Source organism: Rhodobacteraceae bacterium Araon29 (genome assembly GCA_039640505.1).
Classification (GTDB): domain Bacteria; phylum Pseudomonadota; class Alphaproteobacteria; order Rhodobacterales; family Rhodobacteraceae; genus CABZJG01.
Window position 1 is genome coordinate 3263840 of the sequence record CP046865.1, and the last position, 25547, is coordinate 3289386.

Here is a 25547-nt window from a genome sequence, read left to right on the forward strand (position 1 = left end):
AGTACAGATGGCAGAAGCAGCAATGGAAGACGCAGAACCGATTGAACTGACAGGCACTCAGAAGTCTGCCATTCTAATGATGTTGCTTGGTGAGGAAGAAGCAGCAGAGGTTTTAAAAAACCTTTCCCCTCGTGAGGTTCAGCACCTCGGGACTGCGATGTATTCGGTGCAAACTGCCGATCAAGAAACCGTAAACTCCGTATTAGACGAGTTTTTGGAAATCATAAAAAAACAAACAAGCATTGGCATGGGTGCTGGAAATTATATTAGAAATGTACTCAATAAAGCCCTAGGAGATGACAAAGCACAATCAGTTCTCAGTCGTATCACGCCTGCAAGTAGTGAAAGACCCATTGAAATTCTGGATTGGATGGATGCACGTTCAATTGCCGAGTTGGTGCAAGATGAACATCCTCAAATCGTTGCATTGATAGTTTCATATCTTGATTATGGTTTGGCATCTGACGTGCTTGGCCTTTTGGATATTAATTTACAGTCCGAAGTAATTACGCGGATTGCGACATTGGAAATGGTTGATCCAGAAGCGCTAAAAGAACTTGAAAAGGTTATGCAGCGTAAATTCAAAGCCAACACGAGTTTACGATCTTCACAAGTCGGTGGTGTTAAGGCCGCCGCGAAAATAATGAACTTTACAAAAGAGGCTATGGAAAAACGTATCCTAAATGATGTGAAGAAAGTTGATAAAGACTTGATGCAGGCAATTCAGGACAATATGTTCACCTTTGAAAACCTTGGTATGTCAGATGATCGTTCGCTGCAAACCCTCTTGCGGAGCGTCGAAACAGAAGACCTCATTCTCTCGCTTAAGGGTGCGGACGAAGTATTGCGCGAAAAGCTGTTTGGATGCATGTCGACCCGCGCTGCTGCCAATATACAAGATGAAATGGAAGCATTGGGACCAATTCGCCTCACTGAAGTTCAAAATGCGCAAAAACGCATCATTGCAGTTGCACGCAAAATGTCTGACGAAGGAACAATCGTTCTGGCAGGTCGTGGCGGCGATGAAATGGTATAGTTATGAGCCAGGCGCACAGTGAATTTTCAACCTTAGATGCCGAAAAACACACCCGTGTGGCGGATGCAATAAAGTCTGCCATATCGGCAGGCTTTGTATCCGAAAAAAAGACAACTCCAGATAACGAAGCATTTGTTCGCAAGTCGATAACCCACTTTGTTAGGGAAAAAATTAGCCTAGAAGATTTAAGTGGTGAGAGATTTTCGGCCTCTGGTTCTGATCAAGAAGACGTTAGTAATACTCCCGAAAGCGACGCTGAACTCGTTGAAATTGAAGCGTCCCAAAACCAAGAAAGCAAGCTTGAAGACGATGCAGAGGAAATATCAAATTTACTAGAAGAAGCCGCAGAAAAAGACGAAGATCGACCCGAAACTGACGAACCCGACCAAAATACAGAAGCTTATGAAGAAGGCTTTGCTGCTGGCCGCGCAGCCGCGTTAAGTGAATTAGAGGAGCAGCGCTTAGAGCATCTTAATGTACTCAAATCAATTTCTGAACGGCTTCAAAATGAGTCCTGTTTCGATTTTGATGACATTTCCTCTAAAGTTCTGGATACAGTCTATGCTCTTGCAAGTGAGCGCTGCGGCTTGGCAATTGAAAGCAATGCCGAGAGTTTTTTAAGACATGTAGAAAAACACCTTGATCAAATTAAGTCTCTCTCAAACGAGAGAAGAGTATCTTTTAACCCTGAGGATTTAAAGACGCTGCAGTCCTTTGGCGAATTTGAAGAGCTTTTTCACGGAGTAGATATCAAAGGGGATGAAACTCTCAACCGAGGCGACGTCATTGTGAAAGTCGGTGGTGTTGAAATCCGTGACACCCCATTTTCTGATCATTAAAATAGGTGAGGAATGTCTGACTTTACCAGTGAAATTTTGCGTGATTTGGATCGAAAACTGGATCCTTCAAAACGCTCGACAATGTCGGGAAAAGTTCTGAAATTTGATGGCTTAACTGCCCATTGTGATGGTTTTCCAGCGCGTGTTGGCTCAATCTGCAAAATTGAAACTGGGGCAAATACAGAGACATTTGCGGAAGTCATCAGCTTTAGGGATGGCTTAAACCAACTCGTGGTTTTCGACTTGGCTGCGGGGATACGCGCAGGTGACCGGGTTACCTTGATTGAAGAAGGCCAGTCCATAGAGGTGGGTGACAACCTATTGGGACGTGTTTTTGATGCCATGGGATCGCCTTTAGATGGACGCCACCAACCGCATGCGCCGCATGAATGGCCTTTGCATGGAACACTAATTAATCCTTTAGAGCGGCGCCATATTTCTTCGGCTTTGGATGTAGGAGTCAAATCCATTAACGGGCTATTGTCGATTGCAAAAGGTCAACGCGTTGGAATTATTGCAGGGTCTGGAGTTGGCAAATCTGTATTGCTCAGTATGATAACCAAACATAGTGAGGCAGATGTCATTGTGGTTGGACTAATTGGTGAGCGATCACGAGAAGTGTTAGAATTTATCGACACGGTCTTTGATAAGAAAACGCGTGAAAAGCTCTGCGCTGTTGCAGTACCGGCCGACCGATCCCCACTTTTGCGGATAAGAGGCGCAAATCGCGCAACGGCAATAGCCGAATATTTTCGTGATCAAGGGAAAAATGTACTGCTAATTATGGATTCCTTAACACGAGTAGCACACGCGCGTCGGGAAATAGGCCTCGCTTTGGGGGAAATACCAACGTCAAAAGGATATCCAGCTTCAGTAAATGCGCTTATTTCTGGTCTCATAGAACGCGCCGGTATGGGAACCGAGAAATGCAAAGGATCGATAACTGGCATTTACACTGTTTTAGCGGATGGTGATGATACAAATGATCCAGTTGTTGACACGGCTAGAGCTATTCTAGATGGGCATGTGGTGTTGAATAGAGAATACGCCAATTTAGGTGTGTATCCCGCAATAGATATATCGCAATCCATCAGTCGTGTTATGGTAAATGTTGCAAGTGCAGAACAGATCGAGCTGGCAAATAAGCTTAAAAAGTTGATCAGCGTCTATAATGAAAATAAAGATTTGATTTTAATGGGAGGCTATGCACCTGGCCAAGATAAAGATCTTGATATTGCCTATAAAAAATGGCCTGAAATTGTAGAATTTCTCAAACAAAAACCAACTGAAATTGTTTCATTTGAAGCCGCTGTTTCAGCTATGAGAAGCCTTCTAAAGGAGGTTTAAGTGCACCCAGGGCGAAAAAAGTCAGTTCTTGAAAAAATTTCTCGTAAGAACATGGCTTCATCTATTAAGCTGAGAAACGAGCTAATTAGCCAAAAGGACCAACTCACTGAGTTGGAAGACATGGTTGAACGAGTTAGAGAATTGCAAGAAAATTCTGTTGAATGTTTATACGATACGCCTTCTCAATTGCGCGCGGACCGCTGGTATTCATCTAAACTTGCAGATCAAATGAAAATTCTGAAGGCTCGGGTCGAATTTATTCAAAAAGAAATTGAAAACTTATACTCAATCACTAGGCAAGATGAACTGAAACGAAAAAAAATCGAACGTTTGATTTCTGAAGCAAATACACTTTTGCAAAGAGACACTGACAGAGAGTTGGAAAAAAAAGGAAGCTTTCAAAAACCAAAGCAACCATGAAAGCAATTATTTGATCTGAATAATAAGGGTGCCAATACACCCTAATTATCTAAATCCCCTCAAAAGATGGCATATAACTTGCAGTCATTATTTGTGAGCTGTTGAAGGCAACATCAAAATGAGTCTGGCAAACATACCTTTGATTGAACTGAATAAATCAGTTTCTGCTTCATTGAGCGGAACTCATTCGCATGCAGATTCGGGGCTTGGTAACAATTTTTCAAGCCTCTTAAAGGGGCCCATTGGCTTAAAAAGTAAAACGTGGCAGGAGGCTGCTTCCCCTGATGCAGAAGATTCTCAAAAGACTGCAAAAATTACCAACCTCATCGCAAAATTAAATAGCGCTGATGTACTGGAACAGAGCGATTTACTTCTCGAAGGCTCAAAGGATTTTGGAGGCTTAGAGAACTTAATTTCTGAATTGGAGGCGCATGCTGGAGAAAATAAATATCTATTGGCAACTCATGAAAATTCCACCGTTGCCAATAACAAAGAGTTTTATGCCTTTTTGTCTCTTCTGGCAGATTTTAGGAAGCAAATTGAAAAAACTGATGATAATGAAGTCCATTTAGGCTCTACTTCAAGGAAAGGAGAATTTGATCTAAAGAATACAATTGAAGTAAATCCTCTTAATATGCCCGAACATTCGAGAACACCTGATGCAGCTTATCCAAATGAAAAATCGCAGCTGATTTCTTCAATAATCAACGTTCCAATAGAACTTCGAGCTGAACTTAAGGGTGCTGCAAATCTTGGAGCGCTGGCCCCTTCAGAACTTGGTGCGGACTTAGAATCTGGCTCTGATTTAACTACCAGCCCTACAAAATTTCAAACACCAACATTGTCACATTCTGGCCTGGACCTAGAAGCGAGTCCTAATTTATCCGCTAAGCCTATAAAATTTCAGACACCCATCTCTTCAGAACACGGTCATGGCTTAAAAGGCAACCCATCGGAAATAGTCAATGCCTTAGCTCCTGAGGAGGAACTTGGACAAAACGCTCATATTTCTGAAGCATTAAGAGCGAAGCAAGTTAAAGAAGGTTTGATACAGAAAAGCACAGCGCATGAAGGCGATCCTGATGAACTTGGACAAAACGCTCATATTTCTGAAACATTACGAGCGAAGCAAGTTAAAGAAGATTTGATACAAAAAAGCACAGCGCATGAAGGCAATCCTAAAGAGAAGATAGTTCCGCCTCAAACGATTACTAAGACTGAGACTAAATACCCTCTGGTTGATCGAAATGACCTTCAAGGTAAACAACAAGCTTCCTTTCCTAATCAGGAAAGCAAAACCCTGAAAACAGCAAAGCCAGGAAATGAGCCCGCCATACAAAAAGGTGAACGTCTGGGAAAGACCACAGAACAAGCCACTAAGAGAATATCTATTGGGAATGAAAATAAATCTAAAATTGAGATAGATATCAAAAATGGACCGGATATTAAGGGCTCGGTAATTGCAAATAAAGGTCCAAGTCCCGAAGATCGCCAACCCAGCCTAAACGCCACTCCTGATCAAAACAAGTATCAAGCCTTTTCCGACAACGCTTTTCGCCTGCGTTCCTCAGAAGTGAGCAATCAGAAGAACTCTCTTAAAAGTCGTAGTGGAACAAACTTTGCAGTCGACAAGGTGGCCACCTCATTTGCAAAGGCAATAGACGCTCTAAATAGACCACAAGCGTCAAAAAATACCCTAAGCAAAGATAAATTTGGAGAGGCTTTGGTCGAAACCTACGCGCCGCGTCCGCTGTCAGTGCAAGTAAGTAACTCAACATCGAACATATCAAATTCCCCTTCACTCGAAATGCTAGAGAAATGGGTAGATAGTCAGCTTGATTTAAACTCACGTGGTTGGGTTTCAAACTTATCAAAAAGCATGTTATCCGCACTGTCGCGGGGCCAGCAGAAATTAACGATAACATTATCCCCAGAGTCTTTGGGGAAGTTAAACGTTACGTTTGCGAATGGGGCGAAAGGTTTAGATATACGGATAAGCGCAGAGCGCCAGGCTACAGCCGCTCTTATTGGTGATGCAGAAGCTAAACTTGTCTCCAATATTGAAGCATCTGGTCAACGGGTTGCTTCTGTGACATGCAGTTCTTCAAATTCGTTCGAAAATGCCTATAACTCTAGTCAAAATTCAAGCTCGAACGGAAACAATGAAAATTCTGATGAAAATCGAAAATCTCAAACTAGAGAGCCAGAGCAAAATGTTGAAAAGGCAGATAGTGATGAGACAGTTGGAAAATCAAACGACGATGATACAATCGTCAACATAACGATATAGTTGAGGACAAAGCTATGGCAGATGAAGAAGAACCAAAGAAAAAATCTGGTTTAATTACCATTTTGATTTTTGTTGTAGCCGGTTTCGTTTTGGTCGCTGTCGGCTTAGGCGTTGGTTACCTTATTTTTGGCGGATCGAATGACACACCTCAAGACATAGCCAATGAAATCGTCACCAAGCAAAATGGTGAAGATGGTTCCGGTTCAGAAGATGAGGACTGTGAGAAAGATGAGGAAGGAAAGTGTATCGAAGAGACTGATCCCGAAAAGATCTCAAAAGAAACTCCAAAAGCTGAAGTCTTTCAAACTCTTTACTACGAAATACCTGGTAGTTTGACGACCAACCTCAAAGGTTCAAGACGTTTTTTGCAGATATCAGTGGGCGTCTCAACCAAATATGACCAGAAAATTCTGGACAATGTCGAGTCTCACCTACCCTCTTTAAAGGCTGTAATCCTTGCTGCACTTAGCGACTATACAGAGGAGCAAGTTACTGGTCGGGAAGCGCGTAAATTACTAGCGGACGATATAAGGGATGTGATGAACGTTAAACTAGAAGAACTCGAAGGTTTTGGTGGTGTCGAAGAGGTTCTACTCACTTCCTACGTAATGCAGTGAGATAAGTCTATGTCAACAACATCCAAGTTGTCGAAAACCGAAGTCGATGCTCTGATCGCTGGACTTGATGGGGCTGAAACGCTTGACGGCAACGTAGACGGTTTATCTTCTGACAAAAAAGTCCGAGACTTCAAGTTTGGCTCGGACGATTTGTCTCTTTTGGGTGACTATTATGCGCTTCGTGTAATCAACGAGCGTTTTGCACGATTTGCCAGAACGGTTTTTCAGCCCATGCTAAGAGTTCAACCACGCATAACCGCTATGAACCCAACTGTTAAAACTTTCGAGGAATATAGCTTTTCATCGGAAGCTTTCATGAGCTTAACGCTGGCACGTATAGAAATATTGCGTGGAAATCTAATGATGGTGATTTCGCCTGACTTAATTTCAAAACTTACAAATGCCTATTACGGCGGTAATCTAGCAATCTCAAAATCAGCAAGACGAACAGAATTCACTTCTACGGAAGATCGAATTATTGAAATTATAACGGATGGTTTGATTGAGGCATTGGATATAGCTTGGAGCGATCTGATAAAGCTTGAATTTTCCGACATTAGCCGTGAAGAGAATTTACAGTTTGCATCCTTTGTAGAAGATACAGAACAAGTGATTTGTTGTGCCTTTGAGATCCAGTTACCCGGATCAGAACCCGCTTCATTTGATGTCATCTACCCTTTACAAACCCTAAAACCAATTGCTGCACAATTGCGGTCAAGGATGCAGACAGACAGCGTTGATAGTCTATCCTGGACAGATCGCCTTCAACAGGCAGTGTTTAATATACCGCTGACATGCACGGCGCGTTTGACCACTGTCGATAGCAAAATGTCAGATGTATTACAGTACAAGAACAATGACATAGTACCAATTCAAATAACTGGACCGCTTGATCTGGTTGTTGAAAACCGTGAATTTTTCGAAGCAGAACTTGGTGATTTAGGTGGGACAATCGCAATCAGCTTGCTCCAACCAAATCGTGAAACAGAGAAAACCTAAGGGAAAAGCTATGAGCGAAACAGAGATAAATCCCGACGAAGTCAATGATCTTCATGAAGCGGCCAAACCCAGCAACGCAAAGGGCGGCACCAGCCAGATTAGCGGCGAAAAAATGAAAATTCTTGAAAATATTGAAGTTACACTTTCAATAGAAGTTGGCCGGACGGAAATGACTATACGCGACCTTTTAAGGTTAAATGAGGGGTCAGTGATCGAATTAGACCGACTAGCCGGAGAGCCATTGGACCTATTTGTGAATGGTGCGATAATTGCGAAGGGTGAAGTCGTAATGGTTGGGGAAAGATATGGAATCCGACTGACAGACATAGTAGATCCAGAAGAAAGAGCAGAGTCAGTTTAATCATGGCATGATTTTTGCCTTCCTCTAATTAGGAGGCAAGCCAATGAACGCTTTTGATGACATAAATCAAAAAATAATAATAGTCGTCGCGTTCACGGCAGTATTTTTGCTGCTTTGGTTATTTGTAAAGAATAGGTTTTCAGAAAAGATACAAACCGGCAATCAATCGAGAGTTACTCATATTGAGAGCCGCCGTTTGGCGCATTCAAATATTGTGTCACTTTTTGAAGTCAACCAAAAAACGATTTTAATCCTTCAAGGTAAACATGGTGCAACTGCTTTAGACATTACAAATAAAGTAACTGAAGAGGATGAAAATGATGCTATCCTCTAAAGTGTTTGACCAAGAAAAATGGTATAAAGTTGGAATTTGTCTCTTCTTGGCAGCGATACTTACATTTTTAAACGCTAACTTTGTTTCAGCTCAACAAGCCCCAGTAGTTGGCCTGCCAGCATTATCTGTCGCCGAAGATCAGGACGGAACCCAACAATATTCGCTGTCTTTGCAATTGCTTGCCTTAATGTCAGCAATAACACTGCTACCCAGCCTGCTTCTTGGCGCTACAGCATTTACCAGGATCATCATTGTTTTATCTATCTTAAGACAGGCTATGGGTACTCAGCAAACACCTCCTAACCAAGTTTTGGTTTCTATTGCCCTGTTTTTGACAATTTTCATAATGTACCCAACCTTGGATAATATCTATATTGTATCAGTATCGCCCTATCTGGACGGACAAGTTGGAATATTAACTGCAATCAACTCAGCGGCTGAGATTCTCAAAGAATTTCTGGTTCTCAATACGCGCGAAGCAGAATTGGCTATGTTTGCGGAACTTGCAGGTGACCAACCCTATGCTTCCAATCAAGACGTGCCATTTAGAGTTTTGATGCCTGCCTTTATCACATCAGAGCTTAAAACCGCATTCCAAATCGGGTTTTTATTATTTTTGCCCTTTTTGGTTATCGATATGGTCATTGCCTCAATCCTTATGTCTTTGGGCATGATGATGCTGAGCCCAATGCTGATCTCACTACCATTTAAATTATTGCTTTTCGTGCTTGTCGATGGCTGGGCAATGACAATTGGTTCAATTTCTTCAACGTATCTAAACTGAGGGTTTCAATGGAATTTGATGCAAATATTGAACACATAAGGCTCGCTTTTTGGAATGTCGTAATGGCGGCCGGACCTATTTTGGGAATTGCTTTAGCGATTGGTTTGGTGATTGGGATTATCCAAGCTGCAACCTCAATTAATGAAATGACGCTCAGTTTCGTACCAAAACTGGTATTTGTTCTAGGCGGTTTTGCCTTGCTATCTGGCTTCATGATGACACGTCTTGCTGATTACTTTTCATTTATTTTCGACACAATAAGTGGCATGGGGTGACATGGGTAACCTCCTGCTCGATCAAGCTAGCGGAATTCCGGGGCTCAGCCTGCAAAATCTGGTTGAGCAACTTTCGATTTTCTTTCTCAGCTCGATTAGAATTGGTGCATTTTTAATCTCCTCGCCATTTTTCGGGGCACAATCAATTCCTCTTCAAGTTAGGATTATCACAAGTATACTTTTGGGCTTTGCCTTCCATAGCCAGTTTGCATCCATACAAATTTCTAATTTCGACAATCTGGACTTAGTTCGGGTTATTTTTGCAGAAATCCTGATTGGATTAGTGGTAGGTTTGTTTGTTAGTATTCTATTTGCTTCTGTTGCTCTGGCTGGAGAGAAAATAGCAACCTCAGGTGGATTAGGATTTGCGGCTCAAATAGATCCAAATTCAGGTGGCCAGACACCCGTAATAAGCAATATTCTTACACTTTTTTTGATTGTAATCTTTTTGTCTATTGATGGTCACCTGGCACTCATCCGCGCAATTCACTTCAGTTATGAAATTTTGCCTATGGGGATTTCATTAGACTTGCGAAATGCAAGTAAATTTGGCGTAGACGCAGCCGGGGCAATGTTTGAAATCGCAACCGTAATTATGTTGCCAATCGTTATTTTACTGTTGATGACTAATTTTACAGTCGGGGTTGTGACGAGATCCGCCCCACAATTAAACTTATTTTCATTTGGCTTCCCAATTACACTTCTTGTTGTGTTTTTAGGGCTCTATGCATCTGCAACACCTCTTGGCTACGCTATGGAAGAACTGGTGGAGTTTTCACTTTCATTCGTCGATCAATTTTTTGAAAGCATCAGCAATGGCCAGTGAAAATAGCGCTCAGGAAAAAACAGAAGACCCCACACCAAAACGGCTGGAAAAGGCATTTGAAGACGGCCAGGTTTTAAGCTCTAAAGAACTCTTTGTCTTTTCAACTCTCTTTACAGGTCTAATATTATACTTTTTCTCAGTCGAATCTGCAGGCCAAATACTCGGAGAATGGGGCGGATTTTTTACCTTTAACATGAGTGAATTTGAAGGTGAATTAACCCGGCTCAGCTATCAGGCTGTAAGATATATTTTATTTTATGGCTTATTGTTTGGAGTTCCGCTCTTTGTCATAGTCCTGTTCACTCAAGGGGCGCTGGCAGGACGCATAAATTTTGCACCTAAAGCTTTAGAATTCAAAGGTTCTCGGATAGATCCGTTGAAGGGACTTAAGCGCATGTTTTCTCTTAAGTCGCTGGTGGAGCTTGTGAAAAGTATTCTAAAGGTCATCTTCTTGATCGGTTCAGCTGCATTTATTATTAACAGCCAAATATCAACACTTCTGACCGCATCCGATAGCAATATAATTCACGGGGTATCGCGAGCGCACAGTCTCTTTATTAGCTTGTTTATCGCATTGCTCATTGTTCTCGTATTGATTGCCCTCATCGATGTTATTTGGCAACGATATCAACATATTGAACAGTTAAAAATGAGCCTTCAGGATGTAAAAGACGAAAATAAACAAACCGAAGGCTCACCCGAAGTAAAAGCCAAAATACGCCGCTTACAAATGGCATCTGCCGCTCAAGCCGCGCGGCAAAGGTCTGCACTCGAAGATGTTCCACAAGCAACAGCAATCATTACCAACCCCACTCACTTTGCTGTGGCTTTAAAATATGATGTGGGTGAACGCGGCGCACCGGTAATCCTTGCAATGGGCCGGGGGAAATTAGCTGAAGACATAATTGAAATTGGATCAAGAGAGAATATCGCAATATTCCAAAGCCCGTTTCTTGCTCGTGCTTTGTTTTTTACTGGCGATATTGGTCAGGAAATTAGCGAAGAATTATTTAATGCTGTTGCGGCAGTTTTGGCCTTTATCTTTAGATTGGCCAATGGAGAAGACGTGGCTGCACCAGAAATTGAAATTCCGGAAAACCTAAAGTTCACTGAGACAGGAGCCCTTCACAATGCCTAGGATCACGTATAAAAAGTCAATCAGCATGGGAGAAGCCATAAGTTCTTTATGCTTCTTTTTTGTTGGAGTTATTTGGCTTTCCCACGGAGTAGACTTTTTTGAAACTGGAAATTTATGGCGAGCGTTTGGTTTATTTTTGTGTGCAATCATCAGTTTTGCTGCATGCCTGCGCTTTGTTATACAAAACTTCGTGTTCAACTTAATGGTTACGATTGATGCCAAAAGACAAAAAAATCAACGTAACGTGCAATGAGTGCAAATTTTTCTACATTACCCATGAAACACGAAATCCGTGGGGGTGTAGGCATTTTGGATTTAAATCTGCAATAATACCAGCTCAGGCCGTTTTCCGAACAAGTGGCACGAATTGTGCTTATAAAATACCAAAGAGTACGGCAAAAAACAAAAGAGGACTTTAGCTGATGACAGGTGATCGTTCTGCGACAACGGCTGATGTTGAAAAGAGCATTCAAATCGCTTTGGATGCAGCCGATGCGGCCATGGATGTTACGTCGGAATACGCTAAGGTTGCGCAACAAATTAAAAAATCCACACTTAAACTTTCAGGAATAGAAAAGCTTGGCAGAACCAGTATGATTATAGGGTTTGTCGCCAGTTTAGGTGCTGTCGCGCTTTCAATAGTAATATTCATGCAAGCTTCATCGCAATTGAAGCTTTTAACTGCGACAAACACAGAGCTTTTGACTGTCTTTGTGGAAAATGTGGATAATCTAAACGTTAGTATTAACAAGTTAGAGCCTGCATTGACAGAGCTTTCTCAATTAAGAAATTCTGTAGAAACCTCTAACGCGGCCCTGGTTTCTATAAGCGAAAAGTCCGATGTCCTATCTGTCGAAATCGCCACAGCAATTGCTGAAATGAACACTTTAAAACCAATGTTAGATGCAAGCATTTTGGACATGTATGAGAAGACATCCATCATGAACTCTGAATTGACCCTTTCATTTGCAGAGATGACAAATGAAGAATTCAAGGCGCAGAATATGATCATGGGGAACTTCACAAAGTCTGTTATTTCCGCGCTCCAAACCATTTCCGATACTTCTTCTGATATCAAAGATCAGCGCGAAGCACTTCAATCCCTTCAGGATGTCAATGCAGAACTTTCCGCTCGGATTTCTAATCTTGATAAGAGTTTAGCTGCAGCGAAGCGTAGCGCTGCTCAGGCAAAAGCCAGAGCGAATGCGAATGCAAAAGCTGCTCAAGATAAATCAGAAGATGTTATCAAGTTTCCATAGCCCTGAATTTCTAGAGAAGCGTGAAGTGTAATGGATGTACTAGACCAAGAACCCTCTAGCCCTAAAGCTCTTAGTTTAAAGAGTTTTAGAGGGGGATATGCTAAAAACCTAGGATTGCAACTCGGAGACCGCATCGTTGGATTGGATGGAGATGAATTTTTTGGTTCTGCATCGGATATAAATGAACGGTTTGATGTTGATGAAGAAGAATACGCCCGCGCTACGATCCAAGCGGTTTTAACGGTCAGCAGAGAAGGTCGTATTTTCAATGTGATCATCGATCAACCACTTTTGGTTACCTTTGAAGAAAAAGATGCGGTAGAAGTGATTAATCCAACTAGGTTTGAAGAGCTTTTGCAAAACGCCAAAAGTGATGGCCTGTATCAATATATGATCTTCTACGATATTAAGAAGAATGCTGAATTGGTTCTTAGAACTAAATCCCTACTCGCAATGATAATGCCGCCGTTTTGGTTTTTGAACCAACGGGTCTGGGAAGCCGCGATCGCAAGCCTTCTTGCCTTAGTAGCGACCCTCGCAGTCCATTGGCTATTAGCAATGATTTATTTTGTAGTTTTGTGCCTATATGTTGGTAGAGAGCATATGAACTTGGCAATCAGTTTTATGAGTTATCGTCGTTTTATATATCTACAGACAATTGCAGCTGAAACAGAATTGCAAGCGCAGAGAGTAGCTCTGAGCATAGATGAAGAGCTGTTTTTTCAAAGGCCTGTTCAAGGCTTAGAACAAATTAGACCTAAAAAAAGAAAGAAAAACCAATCAAAGGCGTGAGACTTTGCTGAGGTTTATAGTTAATAAACAAACTGGCTTAAATTCAACACAACCAACAACTGAACCACAGATTAATGTTCCATTAATTCGCTGAGTTTATGGGCTCGCTTGCGTTGCGACGTCGATTTTATGTTTTCTAATTCTCTGTATTTAGCTACTGTACGCCTTGCGACTTGGTAACCTTCATCGCTTAAGGCACTGGATATTTTTGCATCGCTGGTTGGCTTCAATGGGTTTTCGCGAGCAATTATATCTTTTATTTTGGTTCTAATCGCACGTGCAGAGACACCTTCATCGTTCTCTTTCGCTTGCAGCCCACTGCTAAAAAACATTTTAAGAGGAAATGTCCCACGCGGTGTTTGAATTAATACCGAAGCTGTAGAGCGGCTTACTGTGCTTTCATGTATTCCTAAAGCTTCTGCGACAATACGTAGTTGAAGTGGGCGCAAGCCCTCAACACCTTGATCAAAGAAATTTATTTGATGCTTTAGAATATAGGAAGCCACCGTTTGCAACGTTTGGTTTCTTTGCGCTATTGCTCTTTTCAACCAATGACCTGTTGCAACTGAATTCTTCACAAATTCTACGGATTTATTTTCGTTTGAAGGCTTTTTCCCAACCTCTTCTGCATAGTCCAAATTGATACGAACACTCGGCAAAGAAGCTCTGTTTAACGAGATTTCAATCTCGTTCGCTTTACGCTTCACAATTAAGTCAGGTTCTCGAGTGGTCCCGACTGTATCATGACTAAAACTCGCACCAGGCTTTGGGTTGTATTGGCGGATTCTGATGGCTCTTTGCTTCATGTCTTCAACAGAGCACTGTGCAGTTGTGCAAAGTTCTTTGAGCTCACCTTTTGCTAAAAGTTCAAGATTTTCTAACAAGATTTGCATAATGTCATCATATTCCCTGCGATCTTTGGCCTGAAGTGCCAAGCATTCAGAAAGTGAACGTGAAAAAATTCCAGTTGGCTCTAGGGATTGCAAACTCTCAATGACAGCCTCGATCGCGTCTATTGAGACTGATAATTGTTCGCTGACTTGATCGGTATCGCACTGTAGATATCCTGCAGGGGTAAGATCAACCAACAACCGATACGCGATAGATTGATCTGTCTCGCTGAGTTTTTTCAACCTAATTTGCTTGCAGATATGCTCAATGAGCGTTTCTGGCCTTTCGCCCAACAAAGTATCAAGGAAAGCTCCTGAGATCCCCGAGCTGTTTGAACTCTGAGGGAAATCTAAATCAATCTTGCGCTTGTTTTCCGAATTTGCCGATTTCACCTCTATAAATGGATTACTTTCTGCTAATTCTTCCAGATGCTTTTCCAGCTCTAAGTTGTTCATTTGAAGAATACTTATAGCATGCTGAAGCTGTGGCGTTATTACCAAGCTCTGCTTTTGAACCTGTTGGGTCCCGATATTCAGACTAAGCATCGACATATATATAAGAAAGCAATTTTCGTGCCACTTTTGAAGTTTAACGGGGGCTTTGATAACTATATATTAAAAAGTACTCTCAGACAAAAGAAAAAAGTTTACAACTTATTGATTATCATTAGTTAATTCGGAAATAATCAAGTGTTAGCTTTAGAATAGAAAAAAATCCAAATATGGCTATAAACGCGATCGCGATTGCTTCAATACTGAATTTACCCATAAAACTCAAAAGATCTTGATTAATTATAGCCATTAATGCAATTGCCAAAACAGCCATCAGAAATAATCTAAGTGACATGCAAACTCGGCATGGAGGTTTTTTTTCCTGATTTAGCATCGCGCCTTCCACTTCCCTTCAACTATTTAAATAATCATAAATTCCAGATTTATTGATTAGTATTCTAATTCAATTTCAATTCGGCGATTTTGCTCACGGCCTTGATTAGATGAATTGGACGCAATCGGCTTTGTTTCACCATAGCTCACAGCTTGCAAACGACCAGGGGCTACTCGCCCAGATTGCTCAACCGCTTGGACAACGCTCGCTGCCCGTGCAGCTGCAAGGTCCCAATTATCTCTATAAAGGGCACCAAATGTAATTGGAACATCATCCGTATGACCAGAAACGGTAATGGAATTATCTGCTCCATCACTCACTTGTGCAATTTTATCAATAATTCCTTGAGCTTGAGCTGTAAGGTTCGCAGACCCAGATGGAAATGCGCCCCCGGTCCCAACAGTTACAAACACTTTATTGTCGCGCGTCTCGACGTTTACAGCCCCCATGTCAATCTGTTCTTGAAGCTTAACTTTAAGCTCATCAGATGCGCTTTGTGCCTTTTGCTTAGCTTGTGCCGTTTCGGTAAAGCCAGTTTCTTTGTCTCGGCCGCCAAGTTTTTTCAATTCGTTTTCTAATTCAGAAACAAATTCAATGAGCTCATTCAATTGTTGGTCTAAACCTCCGTACAATATTTCTTGCTCTGACTTGCCCGTCGCTAAACCAGCTAACTGAACTGCTTGGCCTACCTTTTTGAACTTTTCTTTCATCTCTTGCGGAGATGCATTTTCTGCTTTTAGGTCAACAACGACTTTATCTTCCAAAGTAGAGACAGCTATGTCTACCGCGTTTGAGATCTGCTCAATTGCTTCAGCTAGTTTTTCCGCATCAGACTTAGCGTCACCGTCACCTTTACCATCTTTGTTTTCACCTCCAAGACCTTCTTGTAGCTTTTCGCCTTCTCCTAATTGGTCTGACCCCTCACTATCATCATTGTCACTTGGAATTTTGACATCAGGCTGCTCAAGCTCAGTTGTTTGTTGGGTCATATCCTCTGTGACTGAGGGGGCTGGTGATGGGCTAAAGTTCATCTCGAGAACAGTCGTCCCTTCTGGCTGCTCAACAACGGGGATTAGGCGTTGCACACCAAAAGAATCTTTTAAAGAGCCAGAAATTTGTTTGAATTTTGGAACATTCATTTCCGCAAATGACAAAATCATAACAAAGAACGCCATCAAAAGCGTTGCCATATCTGCAAATGTGGCCATCCATGCCGGCGCGCCAGCCGGCGGGCATTTCGGACACTCTTCTTCCTGTTCTTCTTCTTCGATGATGTCTTCTGCCATTAGATCAAGCCGCTGCTAGAGTTTCTTGTTGCTTAGCTGGCAAATTAGAGGCCAGGACGTCTTGGATATTGCGCGGTGATTCACCGCGAGCGATATTGCGCAGACCTTCTACAACCAAGTTACGATAGTTAATTTCATAGGATGTATAGCCTTCCAACTTGGTTTTGATTGGGCCAAAGAAAACATTCGCAAAAAATGCGCCGTATAAAGTGGTCAACAAGGCAACAGCCATTGCCGGACCAATGGCTTTAGGGTCGCTCATATTTCCAAGCATCACAACCAAACCAATAAGTGTACCAATCATTCCCATAGCGGGCGCAATATCTACCCAAGCGCCTAATACCCCATGGATTTGCTCGTGGCGAATTTTCATTGCTGCAATTTCCGCATTAAGTTGTTTCACTAGCTTCGGCTCATCAGCCCCATCAACAAGTAGTTGGAGGCCTTTTTCAAAGAACTTATCAGTGCATTCTTGACCCTCAAGCGCCATCATACCGTCTTTACGTGCGATTGCTGAAAGCTCGACCATCCGCATAATCATCACATCTAGTTTTTTAACGGGAGGAAGGAAACATTTTGCGATGGCGCCAAACTGGCTAAGAAAAACTGGAAGTGGTGCGGTCCACATAACAGCGAAAAATGTACCACCTATAACGATGAGAGTTGATGGAACATCAATAAAAGGTCCAAGACTTCCTGCTGAGGAAATCATTGTGCCTGCGATCATGCCCAACGCGCCGAGCATGCCAATCAAAGAAGCTAAATCCATTGTTTGCACTCTACTTGTTTTTCCAAAAGGGTTGCAAAAGTAGTGCCATATTGAAAAGATTGGCAAACAAGCGAACAAAAATAATGAGATTAGCTGAATAATGAAGTTAAATTTCTTGGTAATTCTAATATTTCTGGTGCTTCAATCTACAACTGTGAGCGCTGACGCTTTAAGGCTGCAACGTGATGGCCCTATTGCAAGAGATTACATGAATAAACTTGAATGGATGCGATGTAGCATTGGGCAAGTTTGGGAAGATGAAACATGCATCGGTGAAGTTAAGATGCTATCTGTGGCCGAAGCAGAAGAAGTCATAAAAAGAATTGAGGGTCAAATGGGTGGTGGCTGGAGATTACCCACGACCAAAGAACTTCGCAGTTTAATCGCAGATGTAGAGATTCCTCCCAAAATTGATAGCAAAACCTTTCCTTTAACCTACGCAGGATCATACTGGTCAGGTGAACAGAGCTTTTATTCTACACAATATCAATGGACTGTAAATTTTTATACAGGCTATTTGTACAACCGGTTTTTTCTTTACCAAAAGAACGCGGTGCGCTTGGTGCGGGAATATACAAAGAAGTAGAAAATTATTTTGCCGCAAACATAAAAGTTGGCTAAATACGTCAGCTGAGCCTGTAAAATTTGCAGACAGCCAATCCTAATGGGTATAGTTTTCCCAAATGGGGCCGCCACATACCCCACCGAACTACTGAACGAAACCTTTAAATCCGATACTTTGAAACGAATATCGAGGGTATCTTGTCGTTAGAACGAGAACTCCGAGGCTTAAAAAGGTGGGTTTACAGAGGTCTACGATGTCTTTTGTGGATAATTTATCACGCTTGATTGTTGGCGGTTCTGAGCCTATGGTCGCGCTAAAAAAGTCGGTAATTGATGTTGCCGAACATAATATTCCAGTGCTTATCACAGGGCCAAGCGGTTCAGGAAAAGAAGTAGTCGCGCAAGCTCTTGCGGAATTTTCCGGGCGTTCAGGACGGCTAATATCCGTCAATTGCGCTTCAATTCCACATAGCCTTTTGGAAGCCGAGTTATTTGGCTACGAAAAAGGAGCCTTTACCGGAGCGGTGAAATCTCACAAGGGCAAATTTGAACAAGCGCACAATGGCACTCTTTTTCTCGACGAAATAGGTGATATGCCTCTCGACTTACAGTCAAAGTTATTGCGAGCTTTGGAAACCAAATGCTTTACGCCGGTCGGCTCATCTAGGGAAGTTGCAGTAGATTTCCGTTTGGTATGCGCCACACACAAAAATCTTTACAGGCAGGTTGTTCTTAAAAATTTCCGATCTGATCTTTTCTTTCGCATAAGTGCCTTTCCAATACGGGTGCCAGCACTTAAAGATCGCTCTGAAGATATTGAAAAGCTAGCGCACCATCTTGCACAGCAATTAACTTCTATACATGTCGAGACGGCGGACTTTGAGATAGAAACGGAAGCGCTGTGGCTGTTAAAGACCTTTTCTTGGCCAGGCAATGTTAGACAATTGAGAAATGTCCTTGAGTGTTTGATTATCCGTTCCGCTGGCAAAAAAATAACTGCTCCGGAAGTTCATCAAGTTCTCAGAGAGCAAAACCGTCAAAACATGCACAATGGTGATGACGGCCTTCAAAAGGCAGAAGTTTTTTTAGAAGATAAATTGAATTCTCCGGTTGATACGATAAACGACTATAGAGCATTTTTTGTATCCAATGGAAAATTGATGATCGCAGAACACCTTAAGTCCGTTGAGCGTGAGGTGGTGACTGCTGCTCTTGTAGCAGCAGAAGATGATATTGATATCGCAGCTAGAATGTTGCACCTATCAGTTGCCGAGTTGGTTGAAAAAAAGCAAGACTTGGGTATTCGAACTAAGCCGTCTTGAATCCAAAAATTCTAATCAAACCATTCCTTGGCTCGGTCAAGTTTTATCAATTGAGGAAATAGAGTGTTGAACTTCATTTAGGGATTGCATAGTACGTCAGCTATTAGACACCCAACTAAAATTAGGTTTTTAGCTTTCTTCATCATTCAAAAATTCAAAAGAAAGAAGTCAAAGTGACAGAAAACAAATTGCGTTCTGATGATGAAATAGACCTGCTGGAACTTTTTATGGCTCTTTGGAGAGGCAAGTGGTTAATCTCTACCTTCGTCACAATCTGCTTTGTTATTGCACTTGGGTATACTCAACTATCACCGAGAGAGTATAGTATTAAGGCGCCTTACTCAGTACATTATGAATTTGACAAAGGAATGGTTGAGCGAATTCTATTTTCGTCTCTGGGTTCAGATTGGGTCAAAGAGAGCAACGTGGAACTCGGGGAGTATGTTACCTTTAAAACCGCAAGTAGAAACCCTTTGGATATAGAAGTGTATGAACAAATATTTGATACAATAGGGAAAAGTTTAAATGAGGTAATTCTGGCACAACATAAGTTAGATTTTGAAATAATTCAGGAGTTTGACGAACCTCTTCTAAATACCAATAGCTCTGCAGAGAAACTCTTGGAGGCCCGTCGAATAATTTTCCAAATTGAAAATGCCGGTACGCTTGCAGTTTCTTTTAAAAACCCGAACCTTTATTTGGTACGACCACAGACAAAACTTATCCTTGCCTTATCTATAGTTCTTGGCGGATTTCTTGGAGCGGCAACTGTTCTGGCACGTAACGCTGTTAAATCTCGTAAACCACTTGGAATATAATTGGAAAAAGAGCAAAAAGAGCTGCTGCAAGTAAGCACAGGCAGGAGTGGAAAGTTCTTCTATCAGCGCTTGAGTTGAATACTAACAGAAAAAGTCTGAACAGAGCTTGAGCTTCCTATAGATGAAAACCGGTTTTTCATACCAACCAAAAAGCGCGTACATTCATCTTCGTAAATTGCAGATGCCTCGAATGTATCTCGCTGACCATCCAAATAACCCTGTTTACCAGAAATTTTCCAATCCCCTATTGCAGTGGAAAGGCTAAATTCACTTGAGACTTGATGATCACTCAGGCGGTCATAATTTGTGCCGGCACTTGCCAACCAATTTTCCCCAAAAGAAAAATTAAATCCAAGGTTCGATTGCGCGTTCACCATTTCGCCTTTTGATGTAAATAGACCTTTCGAGCTAAAACTCATCAGTTCTGGTGTGGAAAACTCTCCACCTAAAACATACGCGATACTCGCATCTTGAAAACCACTATCGGACGCCAATCTTTCTACTGGATTCGTCACAATCGGCGCGCCAGCAGATAATTTTATGGTATAGCCGTTTTTCCAATATGCTGCATAATTTAGACCTAGGCTTGCTCCAAACCCCTCCCAGTCTTCGGAGAACCCACTTAAGGTTGAGGGCTTATGCAGTTCACCAATATTCACTGTGCTATTAGAGCGAAACGGTTCAAACGCTTCATCCGTTGTTTGATTGCCATAGCTCAATGCGAGTATCGGTTCGAAGGTTTGTGACAGATGGGCTCGTGAACTGGTAAAAGGCAATTTAGCAAATAGGCCCACCTTGTTCCTAATTTGAGATTGTGGATTGTCAGATCTTTCATTGTCAGGGTCAAGTGAAGCGCTGATTTTAGTTTCGGCTAGGGTTGAAATTTGCAACCTTTTACCGATCTGCTGAGCATAATTATGGCTCAATTTTGCCGTGACTTCAGTTGTGAAGGGCGTTACTTGCTCGTCCCTGCTTTTCGAAGAACCTGTCGTGAAACCTATGAACCCCAAAACTTGTCCGGGCAAAAGCTTTTGATCAATGGATCTAGAGTAATCAACAGATATAGTAACGTCTGTTTCCATAGTATTATCAAAAAAATCATTACGTACCAATTCGGCAGATTGTTTTAAATTTCCCTTACCATCAGATTCTTCTTTCTTCAGTTTGATGCGTGTTTCAAATTTGTCCTCCGAGAAATATCCATAGTCACCCAAGTAGCCATCATCCGAAACCTTACCCGACTGAAAATTGAAATGATATCCACTAGCCGAAACAAACGAACCAGCAGCTTTTATGAAATAGCGTAGCTTATTTGGCCGAATTGTATCTTTTGAAAAAGAGCCGCTTACCGTTAGGTTTCCATTTTCAAAAGCCTGCCGGTAACGATACTCCAGTGTATTCGTCTCAGTCGACAAAAGAGGCGTAAACAAAAGGTCTTTATCGTCTCCAATAGGAACAAAATATGGTATCCGCACACCTGTACCAAGTTTTGATGAAGCCTCAAGAGATGGCATTAAAAAACCTCTTGCTCGGCTTATTCTTGGGTCGGGCAATCGCAGATATGGGGTAAAGGCAACTGGCACGCCTTTCACCTTTAAAACGACATTTTTATACATTATTTCACTACGATCAGCGTTACGTTCTGCGCTACGTGCAGAAAAATGCCAAACAGGTTGCTTGCCCTCGCATTCTTTGCATGTTGTCACCCGCCAGATATTATTAGCTCGGTCTACTTCGCCGCCGTCCATAAATACTTCGTTTGCAGAGATTTTTAACTTTTCATCAACCAGAATATTTGCGGCCTGAATAAGTCCAGCACGCATTTCAAGACCAAGTTGCCCTTGGTCACCTAAAATCTTAGTGTTTTGACCCTCAAGGAAAATAGTTACATTTTCAACAAAGATTTCCTCTGTCTTATCATCAAAAATTAGTTTGCTGGCCTTTAATAGTTGGTTGCCCCGCTGGGCTTCGACATTGCCTTCGGCAATCAAGATACTATCCTCGGTCAAGGTTATCTTGTCAGCAAGCAAGGTCAATGAATTATCTATAGCCACCGATTGAGACGATGCAGCATTCGCTAGAACCACAAGAAATATAAAGAGATGATGTAGTTTAGGCATTAAGTTGGATGCCCTTGGTTGGACTTCGATTAGCCAGAAGACTATAGGCATCTAAAGCTCAGTTTTGCAATGAGTTAAGGCATGAATTCTTATCCAAAACGTCAAACGAATTATACTTTACTTTGAAACTTTTTAATTAGCGATAACTATATCTATAATTCGACTAGGTCTTTCAATCGCCTAGCTATTTCATTGTCCCCTTCAACCAGTAGGTGGCAGTCAACCTTATGGCCTGGTTTCAAAGTTCCAAGGCTCGGCTCTTTTTGTAGGCATCTGTTTTCGACCAATGGGCACCGGTTCGCGAATCGTCACCCAACCGACCTAGATGGAGGGTCTGGTGGATTTCCTGGGATCAAAATACAATGCGTTTTTTACGCCTTTTTTTTCAACCGTGGGAACGGCGGACAGAAAACCATGTAAGGATATTGCGGATTGGTAAATAAGCTATTTTGGTCAGCATATTCAACAATTTCCCCATGTACATTACGGCAATTCGATCGCACTTACGCTGGACCACACCAAGATCATGGCTGATAAACAAAAAGGTCAATCCAAACTCGGTTTGAAGACTGTGCAACAAGTGCAAAATTTGGGCTGGGACGGCGATGTCTAAGGCGGAAACAGGCTCGTCGCATATGATCGAGTTCGGTTGTGTCGATAGTGCACAGAATATCCAAAAGCTGTCTATGTCTGGCGCAAAACTAGGCCGGACATAGCCTTGAATTTTCTTTCACATGCCATATTGGTTGCTCTGTGAGCTATTCTTAGACTAATAACCACTGTCAGTCGTGAGAATGAAATGCCCTTCTGAGATTTCTTCATAGACCGAAGGTTCTGCCTCGTAGTCTAGGCCGTGTATAGGTGATGCCAAGGGCTTGAAATTTAGCTCTTTTTCTGATTTACGCTGTCGTGGATCAGCAATGGGGACGGCTTTTAGCAAAGCTTTAGTATAGGCATGTTGCGGGTTTTCAAATATCTTTGAACGTGGGCCAAATTCAACAATACGGCCTAAATACATTACGCCTACATCATGACTTACGCGCTCAACTACGGCCATATCATGACTTATAAACAAAAAAGACAACCCAAGTTCAGATTGCAGTTCTAGCATCAGATTAAGCACTTGAGCTTGAACAGAAACATCTAGGGCGCTAACCGCTTCATCTGCTATAATCAGCTTGGGGTTAAGTGCTAGAGCACGGGCAATAGCGACACGTTGTCTTTGCCCACCTGACAATTCATGTGGATACCGGCGTAGAAAACTGCGCGGCAATTCAACCCTATCAAACAGCATTTCAACACGCCTATCAAGTGCATCACCCGAATGCGTGTTATAATTGCGCATTGGGTCGGCCACTTGATCTTTTAACACCATTTGAGGATTAAGCGAGGCAAATGGATCTTGAAAAACCATTTGCATGTTTAATCTGGCTTCTCGCAATTGAGGTGGAGACATAGCGACAATATCTTGACCATCGATAGTCACATGGCCTGATAGCGGTTCGACCAGTCTTAGCAAAGAGCGTCCAACTGTAGATTTACCACAACCAGATTCACCAACCAAAGACAAAGTCTTGCCCTTCATTAATTTAAACGAAACATCTTCTACAGCATGTACATTTGCGACAGTGCGTCTAAGAAACCCACTCTTTACTGCAAATCGCGTCGTGAGATTTTTGACCAAAAGCAATGGTTCGTTACTGCCTGTAAGTGGCTTAAATTTGGTATTTTCATCACCCATCAAACGCATTGGCTCAGGCAAAAGTTTACCTTTCATTTCTCCAAGCTTGGGAACCGCCGCCAAAAGGGATTTCGTATAGTCATGCTTTGGGTTTTCAAATATCTCTTCGACTGTCCCTTCTTCGACCTTTTTACCCTGATGCATTACAACAACCCTATCGGCCATTTGTGCTACAACGGACATGTCATGGGTGATAAACATAACAGCAGTGCCTGTTTCTCGCTTTAGACGGTCAATCAATGCCAGAATTTCTGCCTGTATTGTGACATCCAAGGCTGTTGTGGGTTCATCGGCGATAAGCAACCTAGGTTCACAAGCCAAAGCCATTGCGATAACAACACGCTGTCTCATCCCACCTGAAAGTTCATGAGGGTATTGATTCAGTCTGCGTTCAGGTTCCGGAATGCGTACTAGATAAAGTAATTCAAGCGCCCGCTTAGTAGCTTCTGCTTTGCCAAGTGCTTTGTGGGTACGTAGGCCCTCAGTCAATTGTTGTGCGACGGTAAAAAGCGGGTTCAATGCTGTCATCGGCTCTTGAAAGATCATTCCGATTTCATTGCCTCGGATCGTGCGCATTAGGGATTGATCAGATTTGGTTATATCCAATGTTTCCCCTGATTTGCGTGTAAATTTTAAGGTGCCATCTGTTAATTTCCCACCTCCAAACTCCACAAGTCGCATCATTGATAAAGAAGAGACCGATTTACCAGATCCGGATTCTCCTACTATGCAAACGGTTTCTCTTGGCATTATCTCAAAAGAAACATCTTCAACCCCAACCACAGTGCCGGTTTTGGTTTGAAATTCGACACGCAGGTTTTCAAAGCTCGCAATAGGCTTAGTCATATCTTCTTGCAATTTTTGCATCCTCATTAACCACTCTCATATTAATTGAGATGCAGCGACCTTGCATGGTCATGGTCCGAGAAGAGTTTTCTAACATAGGCAATCTTAATCCCTCATCTCTGCCGCAATTTAGGGTTCAACGCATCGTTTAGTCCATCTCCTACCAGCGAGATACATAAAACAGTTACGAAGATTGCAATACCTGGAATTGTGACGGTGTAGCTGGCATCTAGGATATATTGTCGATTGGATCCTATCACTTGTCCCCAGCTTACAACATTCGGGTCTGTTAAGCCTAAAAAGCTAAGCCCTGCCTCGAAGAGGATAGCCGAACCTACCATTAATGCAGCTTGCACGATGATAGGCGGTAACGCGTTCGGCAGAATCACTTTGAAAATAAGCTTGGCGTCAGTTGATCCAGAGGCGCGGCTTGCCATGACATATTCTAATTCGCGTATGCGTAGATATTCCGAACGGGTTATTCTGGCAACTGCGGTCCAACTTACAACTCCGATTGAAAACGTTATCATCATGAGGGACGACCCAAAGAGGGCGACAATAACCATAGAAAAGAGTAATGTAGGGAGAACCTGAAAAAACTCGGTTATTCGCATCAAGACTTCTTCAACCCAGCCCCGATAAAATCCGGCAACTGCCCCGATAGAGACACCGATGAAGACCGAAACAAAAGCAGCCGAAAGGCCAATTAAAATTGATACACGGGCACCATGTATTATTGCTGCTAAAAGGTCTCGGCCCAAGTAATCCGTACCAAGAATAAAACCATCCACCCCCGGTGGAGAAAAAGGAGACCACACCATTTCGAAGGGATCTATAGGATATAACATTGGTCCGAAAATAGCGCCAAGAACAATTAAAGACAGAAGAACAAGCGCCGTCATTGCAGCATGATTTTGGCGAAACATCTGCCAAGCTTCGATGAATGGGTGCCTTGCTGCGATCATATCTTGTGTGATCTGTTGGTTTG

General features: G+C 42.3%; 26 protein-coding genes. 19 read left to right on the forward strand and 7 right to left on the reverse strand.

Going from position 1 to position 25547, the window contains the following annotated elements:
• Positions 1-22: 22 nt before the first annotated feature.
• The 16 genes from fliG to GN278_15900 all read left to right on the forward strand — a co-directional run bounded on the left by fliG (position 23) and on the right by GN278_15900 (position 13317).
• Positions 23-1036: a flagellar motor switch protein FliG gene (gene fliG, locus GN278_15825; GenBank protein ID XAT62704.1), complete on the forward strand. Its 1014-nt coding sequence runs from the start codon at positions 23-25 to the stop codon at positions 1034-1036.
• A 2-nt stretch (positions 1037-1038) separates the two neighbouring features.
• The gene (locus GN278_15830) at positions 1039-1875 is read left to right on the forward strand and encodes a hypothetical protein (protein ID XAT62106.1); all 837 of its coding nucleotides are present in this window, start codon (positions 1039-1041) and stop codon (positions 1873-1875) included.
• Between the two features lie 12 nt (positions 1876-1887).
• Entirely contained in the window at positions 1888-3222 is a 1335-nt protein-coding gene (locus GN278_15835; GenBank protein XAT62107.1) for a FliI/YscN family ATPase, read from the forward strand.
• Positions 3223-3642: a hypothetical protein gene (locus GN278_15840; GenBank protein ID XAT62108.1), complete on the forward strand. Its 420-nt coding sequence runs from the start codon at positions 3223-3225 to the stop codon at positions 3640-3642.
• Positions 3643-3760: 118 nt separating this feature from the next.
• Positions 3761-5932, forward strand: a complete 2172-nt coding sequence (locus tag GN278_15845) for a hypothetical protein (GenBank protein ID XAT62109.1) — start codon at positions 3761-3763, stop codon at positions 5930-5932.
• Positions 5933-5946: 14 nt separating this feature from the next.
• Positions 5947-6549 carry a flagellar biosynthesis protein FliL gene (locus GN278_15850; protein XAT62110.1) on the forward strand — a complete coding sequence of 201 codons (603 nt, stop codon included), beginning with the start codon at positions 5947-5949 and terminating at the stop codon, positions 6547-6549.
• A gap of 9 nt (positions 6550-6558) precedes the next feature.
• Positions 6559-7548, forward strand: coding sequence for a flagellar motor switch protein FliM (gene fliM, locus GN278_15855; protein ID XAT62111.1), 990 nt, complete (start codon positions 6559-6561; stop codon positions 7546-7548).
• Between the two features lie 10 nt (positions 7549-7558).
• Entirely contained in the window at positions 7559-7909 is a 351-nt protein-coding gene (gene fliN, locus GN278_15860; protein XAT62112.1) for a flagellar motor switch protein FliN, read from the forward strand.
• A gap of 43 nt (positions 7910-7952) precedes the next feature.
• The gene (locus tag GN278_15865) at positions 7953-8243 is read left to right on the forward strand and encodes a hypothetical protein (protein XAT62113.1); all 291 of its coding nucleotides are present in this window, start codon (positions 7953-7955) and stop codon (positions 8241-8243) included.
• Positions 8230-9027, forward strand: a complete 798-nt coding sequence (gene fliP, locus GN278_15870) for a flagellar type III secretion system pore protein FliP (protein ID XAT62705.1) — start codon at positions 8230-8232, stop codon at positions 9025-9027. The genes GN278_15865 and fliP overlap by 14 nt, the downstream gene beginning before the upstream one ends.
• Before the next feature lie 8 nt (positions 9028-9035).
• Positions 9036-9302: a flagellar biosynthesis protein FliQ gene (gene fliQ / locus GN278_15875; GenBank protein XAT62114.1), complete on the forward strand. Its 267-nt coding sequence runs from the start codon at positions 9036-9038 to the stop codon at positions 9300-9302.
• Position 9303: 1 nt separating this feature from the next.
• Complete coding sequence (gene fliR, locus GN278_15880; GenBank protein ID XAT62115.1) at positions 9304-10128, forward strand: flagellar biosynthetic protein FliR; 825 nt, start codon at positions 9304-9306, stop codon at positions 10126-10128.
• Positions 10118-11266, forward strand: a complete 1149-nt coding sequence (flhB, locus tag GN278_15885; protein XAT62116.1) for a flagellar biosynthesis protein FlhB — start codon at positions 10118-10120, stop codon at positions 11264-11266. The genes fliR and flhB overlap by 11 nt, the downstream gene beginning before the upstream one ends.
• Positions 11259-11519, forward strand: coding sequence for a hypothetical protein (locus tag GN278_15890; GenBank protein XAT62117.1), 261 nt, complete (start codon positions 11259-11261; stop codon positions 11517-11519). The genes flhB and GN278_15890 overlap by 8 nt, the downstream gene beginning before the upstream one ends.
• A 169-nt stretch (positions 11520-11688) precedes the next feature.
• Positions 11689-12525 carry a hypothetical protein gene (locus GN278_15895; GenBank protein ID XAT62118.1) on the forward strand — a complete coding sequence of 279 codons (837 nt, stop codon included), beginning with the start codon at positions 11689-11691 and terminating at the stop codon, positions 12523-12525.
• A gap of 30 nt (positions 12526-12555) precedes the next feature.
• Positions 12556-13317, forward strand: a complete 762-nt coding sequence (locus GN278_15900; GenBank protein XAT62119.1) for a hypothetical protein — start codon at positions 12556-12558, stop codon at positions 13315-13317.
• A gap of 71 nt (positions 13318-13388) precedes the next feature.
• Here GN278_15900 and rpoN read toward each other — a convergent pair whose 3' ends face one another.
• The 4 genes from rpoN to GN278_15920 all read right to left on the reverse strand — a co-directional run bounded on the left by rpoN (position 13389) and on the right by GN278_15920 (position 17148).
• Positions 13389-14759, reverse strand: a complete 1371-nt coding sequence (gene rpoN / locus GN278_15905; GenBank protein ID XAT62120.1) for an RNA polymerase factor sigma-54 — start codon at positions 14757-14759, stop codon at positions 13389-13391.
• A 115-nt stretch (positions 14760-14874) separates the two neighbouring features.
• Entirely contained in the window at positions 14875-15093 is a 219-nt protein-coding gene (locus GN278_15910) for a disulfide bond formation protein B (protein XAT62121.1), read from the reverse strand.
• 56 nt (positions 15094-15149) lie between these two features.
• Positions 15150-16379: an OmpA family protein gene (locus GN278_15915; protein XAT62122.1), complete on the reverse strand. Its 1230-nt coding sequence runs from the start codon at positions 16377-16379 to the stop codon at positions 15150-15152.
• A gap of 4 nt (positions 16380-16383) precedes the next feature.
• On the reverse strand, positions 16384-17148 hold the full coding sequence (locus tag GN278_15920) for a flagellar motor protein PomA (protein XAT62123.1): 765 nt from the start codon (positions 17146-17148) through the stop codon (positions 16384-16386).
• A gap of 100 nt (positions 17149-17248) precedes the next feature.
• On the opposite strand from GN278_15920, the gene GN278_15925 reads away from it, so the two are divergent.
• The 3 genes from GN278_15925 (at position 17249) to GN278_15935 (ending at position 19852) form a co-directional block, all read left to right on the forward strand.
• Positions 17249-17734, forward strand: a complete 486-nt coding sequence (locus tag GN278_15925) for a DUF1566 domain-containing protein (GenBank protein XAT62124.1) — start codon at positions 17249-17251, stop codon at positions 17732-17734.
• A gap of 232 nt (positions 17735-17966) precedes the next feature.
• The gene (locus GN278_15930) at positions 17967-19034 is read left to right on the forward strand and encodes an AAA domain-containing protein (GenBank protein ID XAT62125.1); all 1068 of its coding nucleotides are present in this window, start codon (positions 17967-17969) and stop codon (positions 19032-19034) included.
• A 227-nt stretch (positions 19035-19261) separates the two neighbouring features.
• Positions 19262-19852, forward strand: coding sequence for a hypothetical protein (locus tag GN278_15935; GenBank protein XAT62706.1), 591 nt, complete (start codon positions 19262-19264; stop codon positions 19850-19852).
• A 62-nt stretch (positions 19853-19914) separates the two neighbouring features.
• Here GN278_15935 and GN278_15940 read toward each other — a convergent pair whose 3' ends face one another.
• The 3 genes from GN278_15940 to GN278_15950 form a co-directional block, all read right to left on the reverse strand.
• Complete coding sequence (locus tag GN278_15940) at positions 19915-21972, reverse strand: hypothetical protein (protein ID XAT62126.1); 2058 nt, start codon at positions 21970-21972, stop codon at positions 19915-19917.
• Between the two features lie 769 nt (positions 21973-22741).
• Positions 22742-24559 (reverse strand): dipeptide ABC transporter ATP-binding protein, encoded by a 1818-nt coding sequence (locus GN278_15945; GenBank protein XAT62707.1) that lies wholly within the window; start codon positions 24557-24559, stop codon positions 22742-22744.
• Between the two features lie 113 nt (positions 24560-24672).
• Positions 24673-25524 (reverse strand): ABC transporter permease subunit, encoded by an 852-nt coding sequence (locus GN278_15950; protein ID XAT62708.1) that lies wholly within the window; start codon positions 25522-25524, stop codon positions 24673-24675.
• Positions 25525-25547: the final 23 nt, after the last annotated feature.

Excerpts from the sequence above, each read along its gene's own strand:
- fliM (XAT62111.1), top strand. The coding sequence starts at position 6,559 with ATGTCAACAACATCCAAGTTGTCGAAAACCGAAGTCGATGCTCTGATC.
- fliP (XAT62705.1), top strand. The coding sequence starts at position 8,230 with ATGCTATCCTCTAAAGTGTTTGACCAAGAAAAATGGTATAAAGTTGGA.
- flhB (XAT62116.1), top strand. The coding sequence starts at position 10,118 with ATGGCCAGTGAAAATAGCGCTCAGGAAAAAACAGAAGACCCCACACCA.
- GN278_15920 (XAT62123.1), bottom strand. The coding sequence starts at position 17,148 with ATGGATTTAGCTTCTTTGATTGGCATGCTCGGCGCGTTGGGCATGATC.
- fliQ (XAT62114.1), top strand. The coding sequence starts at position 9,036 with ATGGAATTTGATGCAAATATTGAACACATAAGGCTCGCTTTTTGGAAT.
- GN278_15850 (XAT62110.1), top strand. The coding sequence starts at position 5,947 with ATGGCAGATGAAGAAGAACCAAAGAAAAAATCTGGTTTAATTACCATT.
- GN278_15940 (XAT62126.1), bottom strand. The coding sequence starts at position 21,972 with ATGCCTAAACTACATCATCTCTTTATATTTCTTGTGGTTCTAGCGAAT.
- GN278_15890 (XAT62117.1), top strand. The coding sequence starts at position 11,259 with ATGCCTAGGATCACGTATAAAAAGTCAATCAGCATGGGAGAAGCCATA.
- GN278_15925 (XAT62124.1), top strand. The coding sequence starts at position 17,249 with ATGAAGTTAAATTTCTTGGTAATTCTAATATTTCTGGTGCTTCAATCT.
- GN278_15935 (XAT62706.1), top strand. The coding sequence starts at position 19,262 with ATGGCTCTTTGGAGAGGCAAGTGGTTAATCTCTACCTTCGTCACAATC.
- fliR (XAT62115.1), top strand. The coding sequence starts at position 9,304 with ATGGGTAACCTCCTGCTCGATCAAGCTAGCGGAATTCCGGGGCTCAGC.
- GN278_15845 (XAT62109.1), top strand. The coding sequence starts at position 3,761 with ATGAGTCTGGCAAACATACCTTTGATTGAACTGAATAAATCAGTTTCT.
- GN278_15895 (XAT62118.1), top strand. The coding sequence starts at position 11,689 with ATGACAGGTGATCGTTCTGCGACAACGGCTGATGTTGAAAAGAGCATT.
- GN278_15915 (XAT62122.1), bottom strand. The coding sequence starts at position 16,379 with ATGGCAGAAGACATCATCGAAGAAGAAGAACAGGAAGAAGAGTGTCCG.
- GN278_15930 (XAT62125.1), top strand. The coding sequence starts at position 17,967 with ATGTCTTTTGTGGATAATTTATCACGCTTGATTGTTGGCGGTTCTGAG.
- GN278_15910 (XAT62121.1), bottom strand. The coding sequence starts at position 15,093 with ATGCTAAATCAGGAAAAAAAACCTCCATGCCGAGTTTGCATGTCACTT.
- GN278_15900 (XAT62119.1), top strand. The coding sequence starts at position 12,556 with ATGGATGTACTAGACCAAGAACCCTCTAGCCCTAAAGCTCTTAGTTTA.
- fliN (XAT62112.1), top strand. The coding sequence starts at position 7,559 with ATGAGCGAAACAGAGATAAATCCCGACGAAGTCAATGATCTTCATGAA.
- GN278_15835 (XAT62107.1), top strand. The coding sequence starts at position 1,888 with ATGTCTGACTTTACCAGTGAAATTTTGCGTGATTTGGATCGAAAACTG.
- GN278_15865 (XAT62113.1), top strand. The coding sequence starts at position 7,953 with ATGAACGCTTTTGATGACATAAATCAAAAAATAATAATAGTCGTCGCG.
- GN278_15950 (XAT62708.1), bottom strand. The coding sequence starts at position 25,524 with ATGATCGCAGCAAGGCACCCATTCATCGAAGCTTGGCAGATGTTTCGC.
- GN278_15830 (XAT62106.1), top strand. The coding sequence starts at position 1,039 with ATGAGCCAGGCGCACAGTGAATTTTCAACCTTAGATGCCGAAAAACAC.
- fliG (XAT62704.1), top strand. The coding sequence starts at position 23 with ATGGAAGACGCAGAACCGATTGAACTGACAGGCACTCAGAAGTCTGCC.
- GN278_15945 (XAT62707.1), bottom strand. The coding sequence starts at position 24,559 with ATGACTAAGCCTATTGCGAGCTTTGAAAACCTGCGTGTCGAATTTCAA.
- rpoN (XAT62120.1), bottom strand. The coding sequence starts at position 14,759 with ATGTCGATGCTTAGTCTGAATATCGGGACCCAACAGGTTCAAAAGCAG.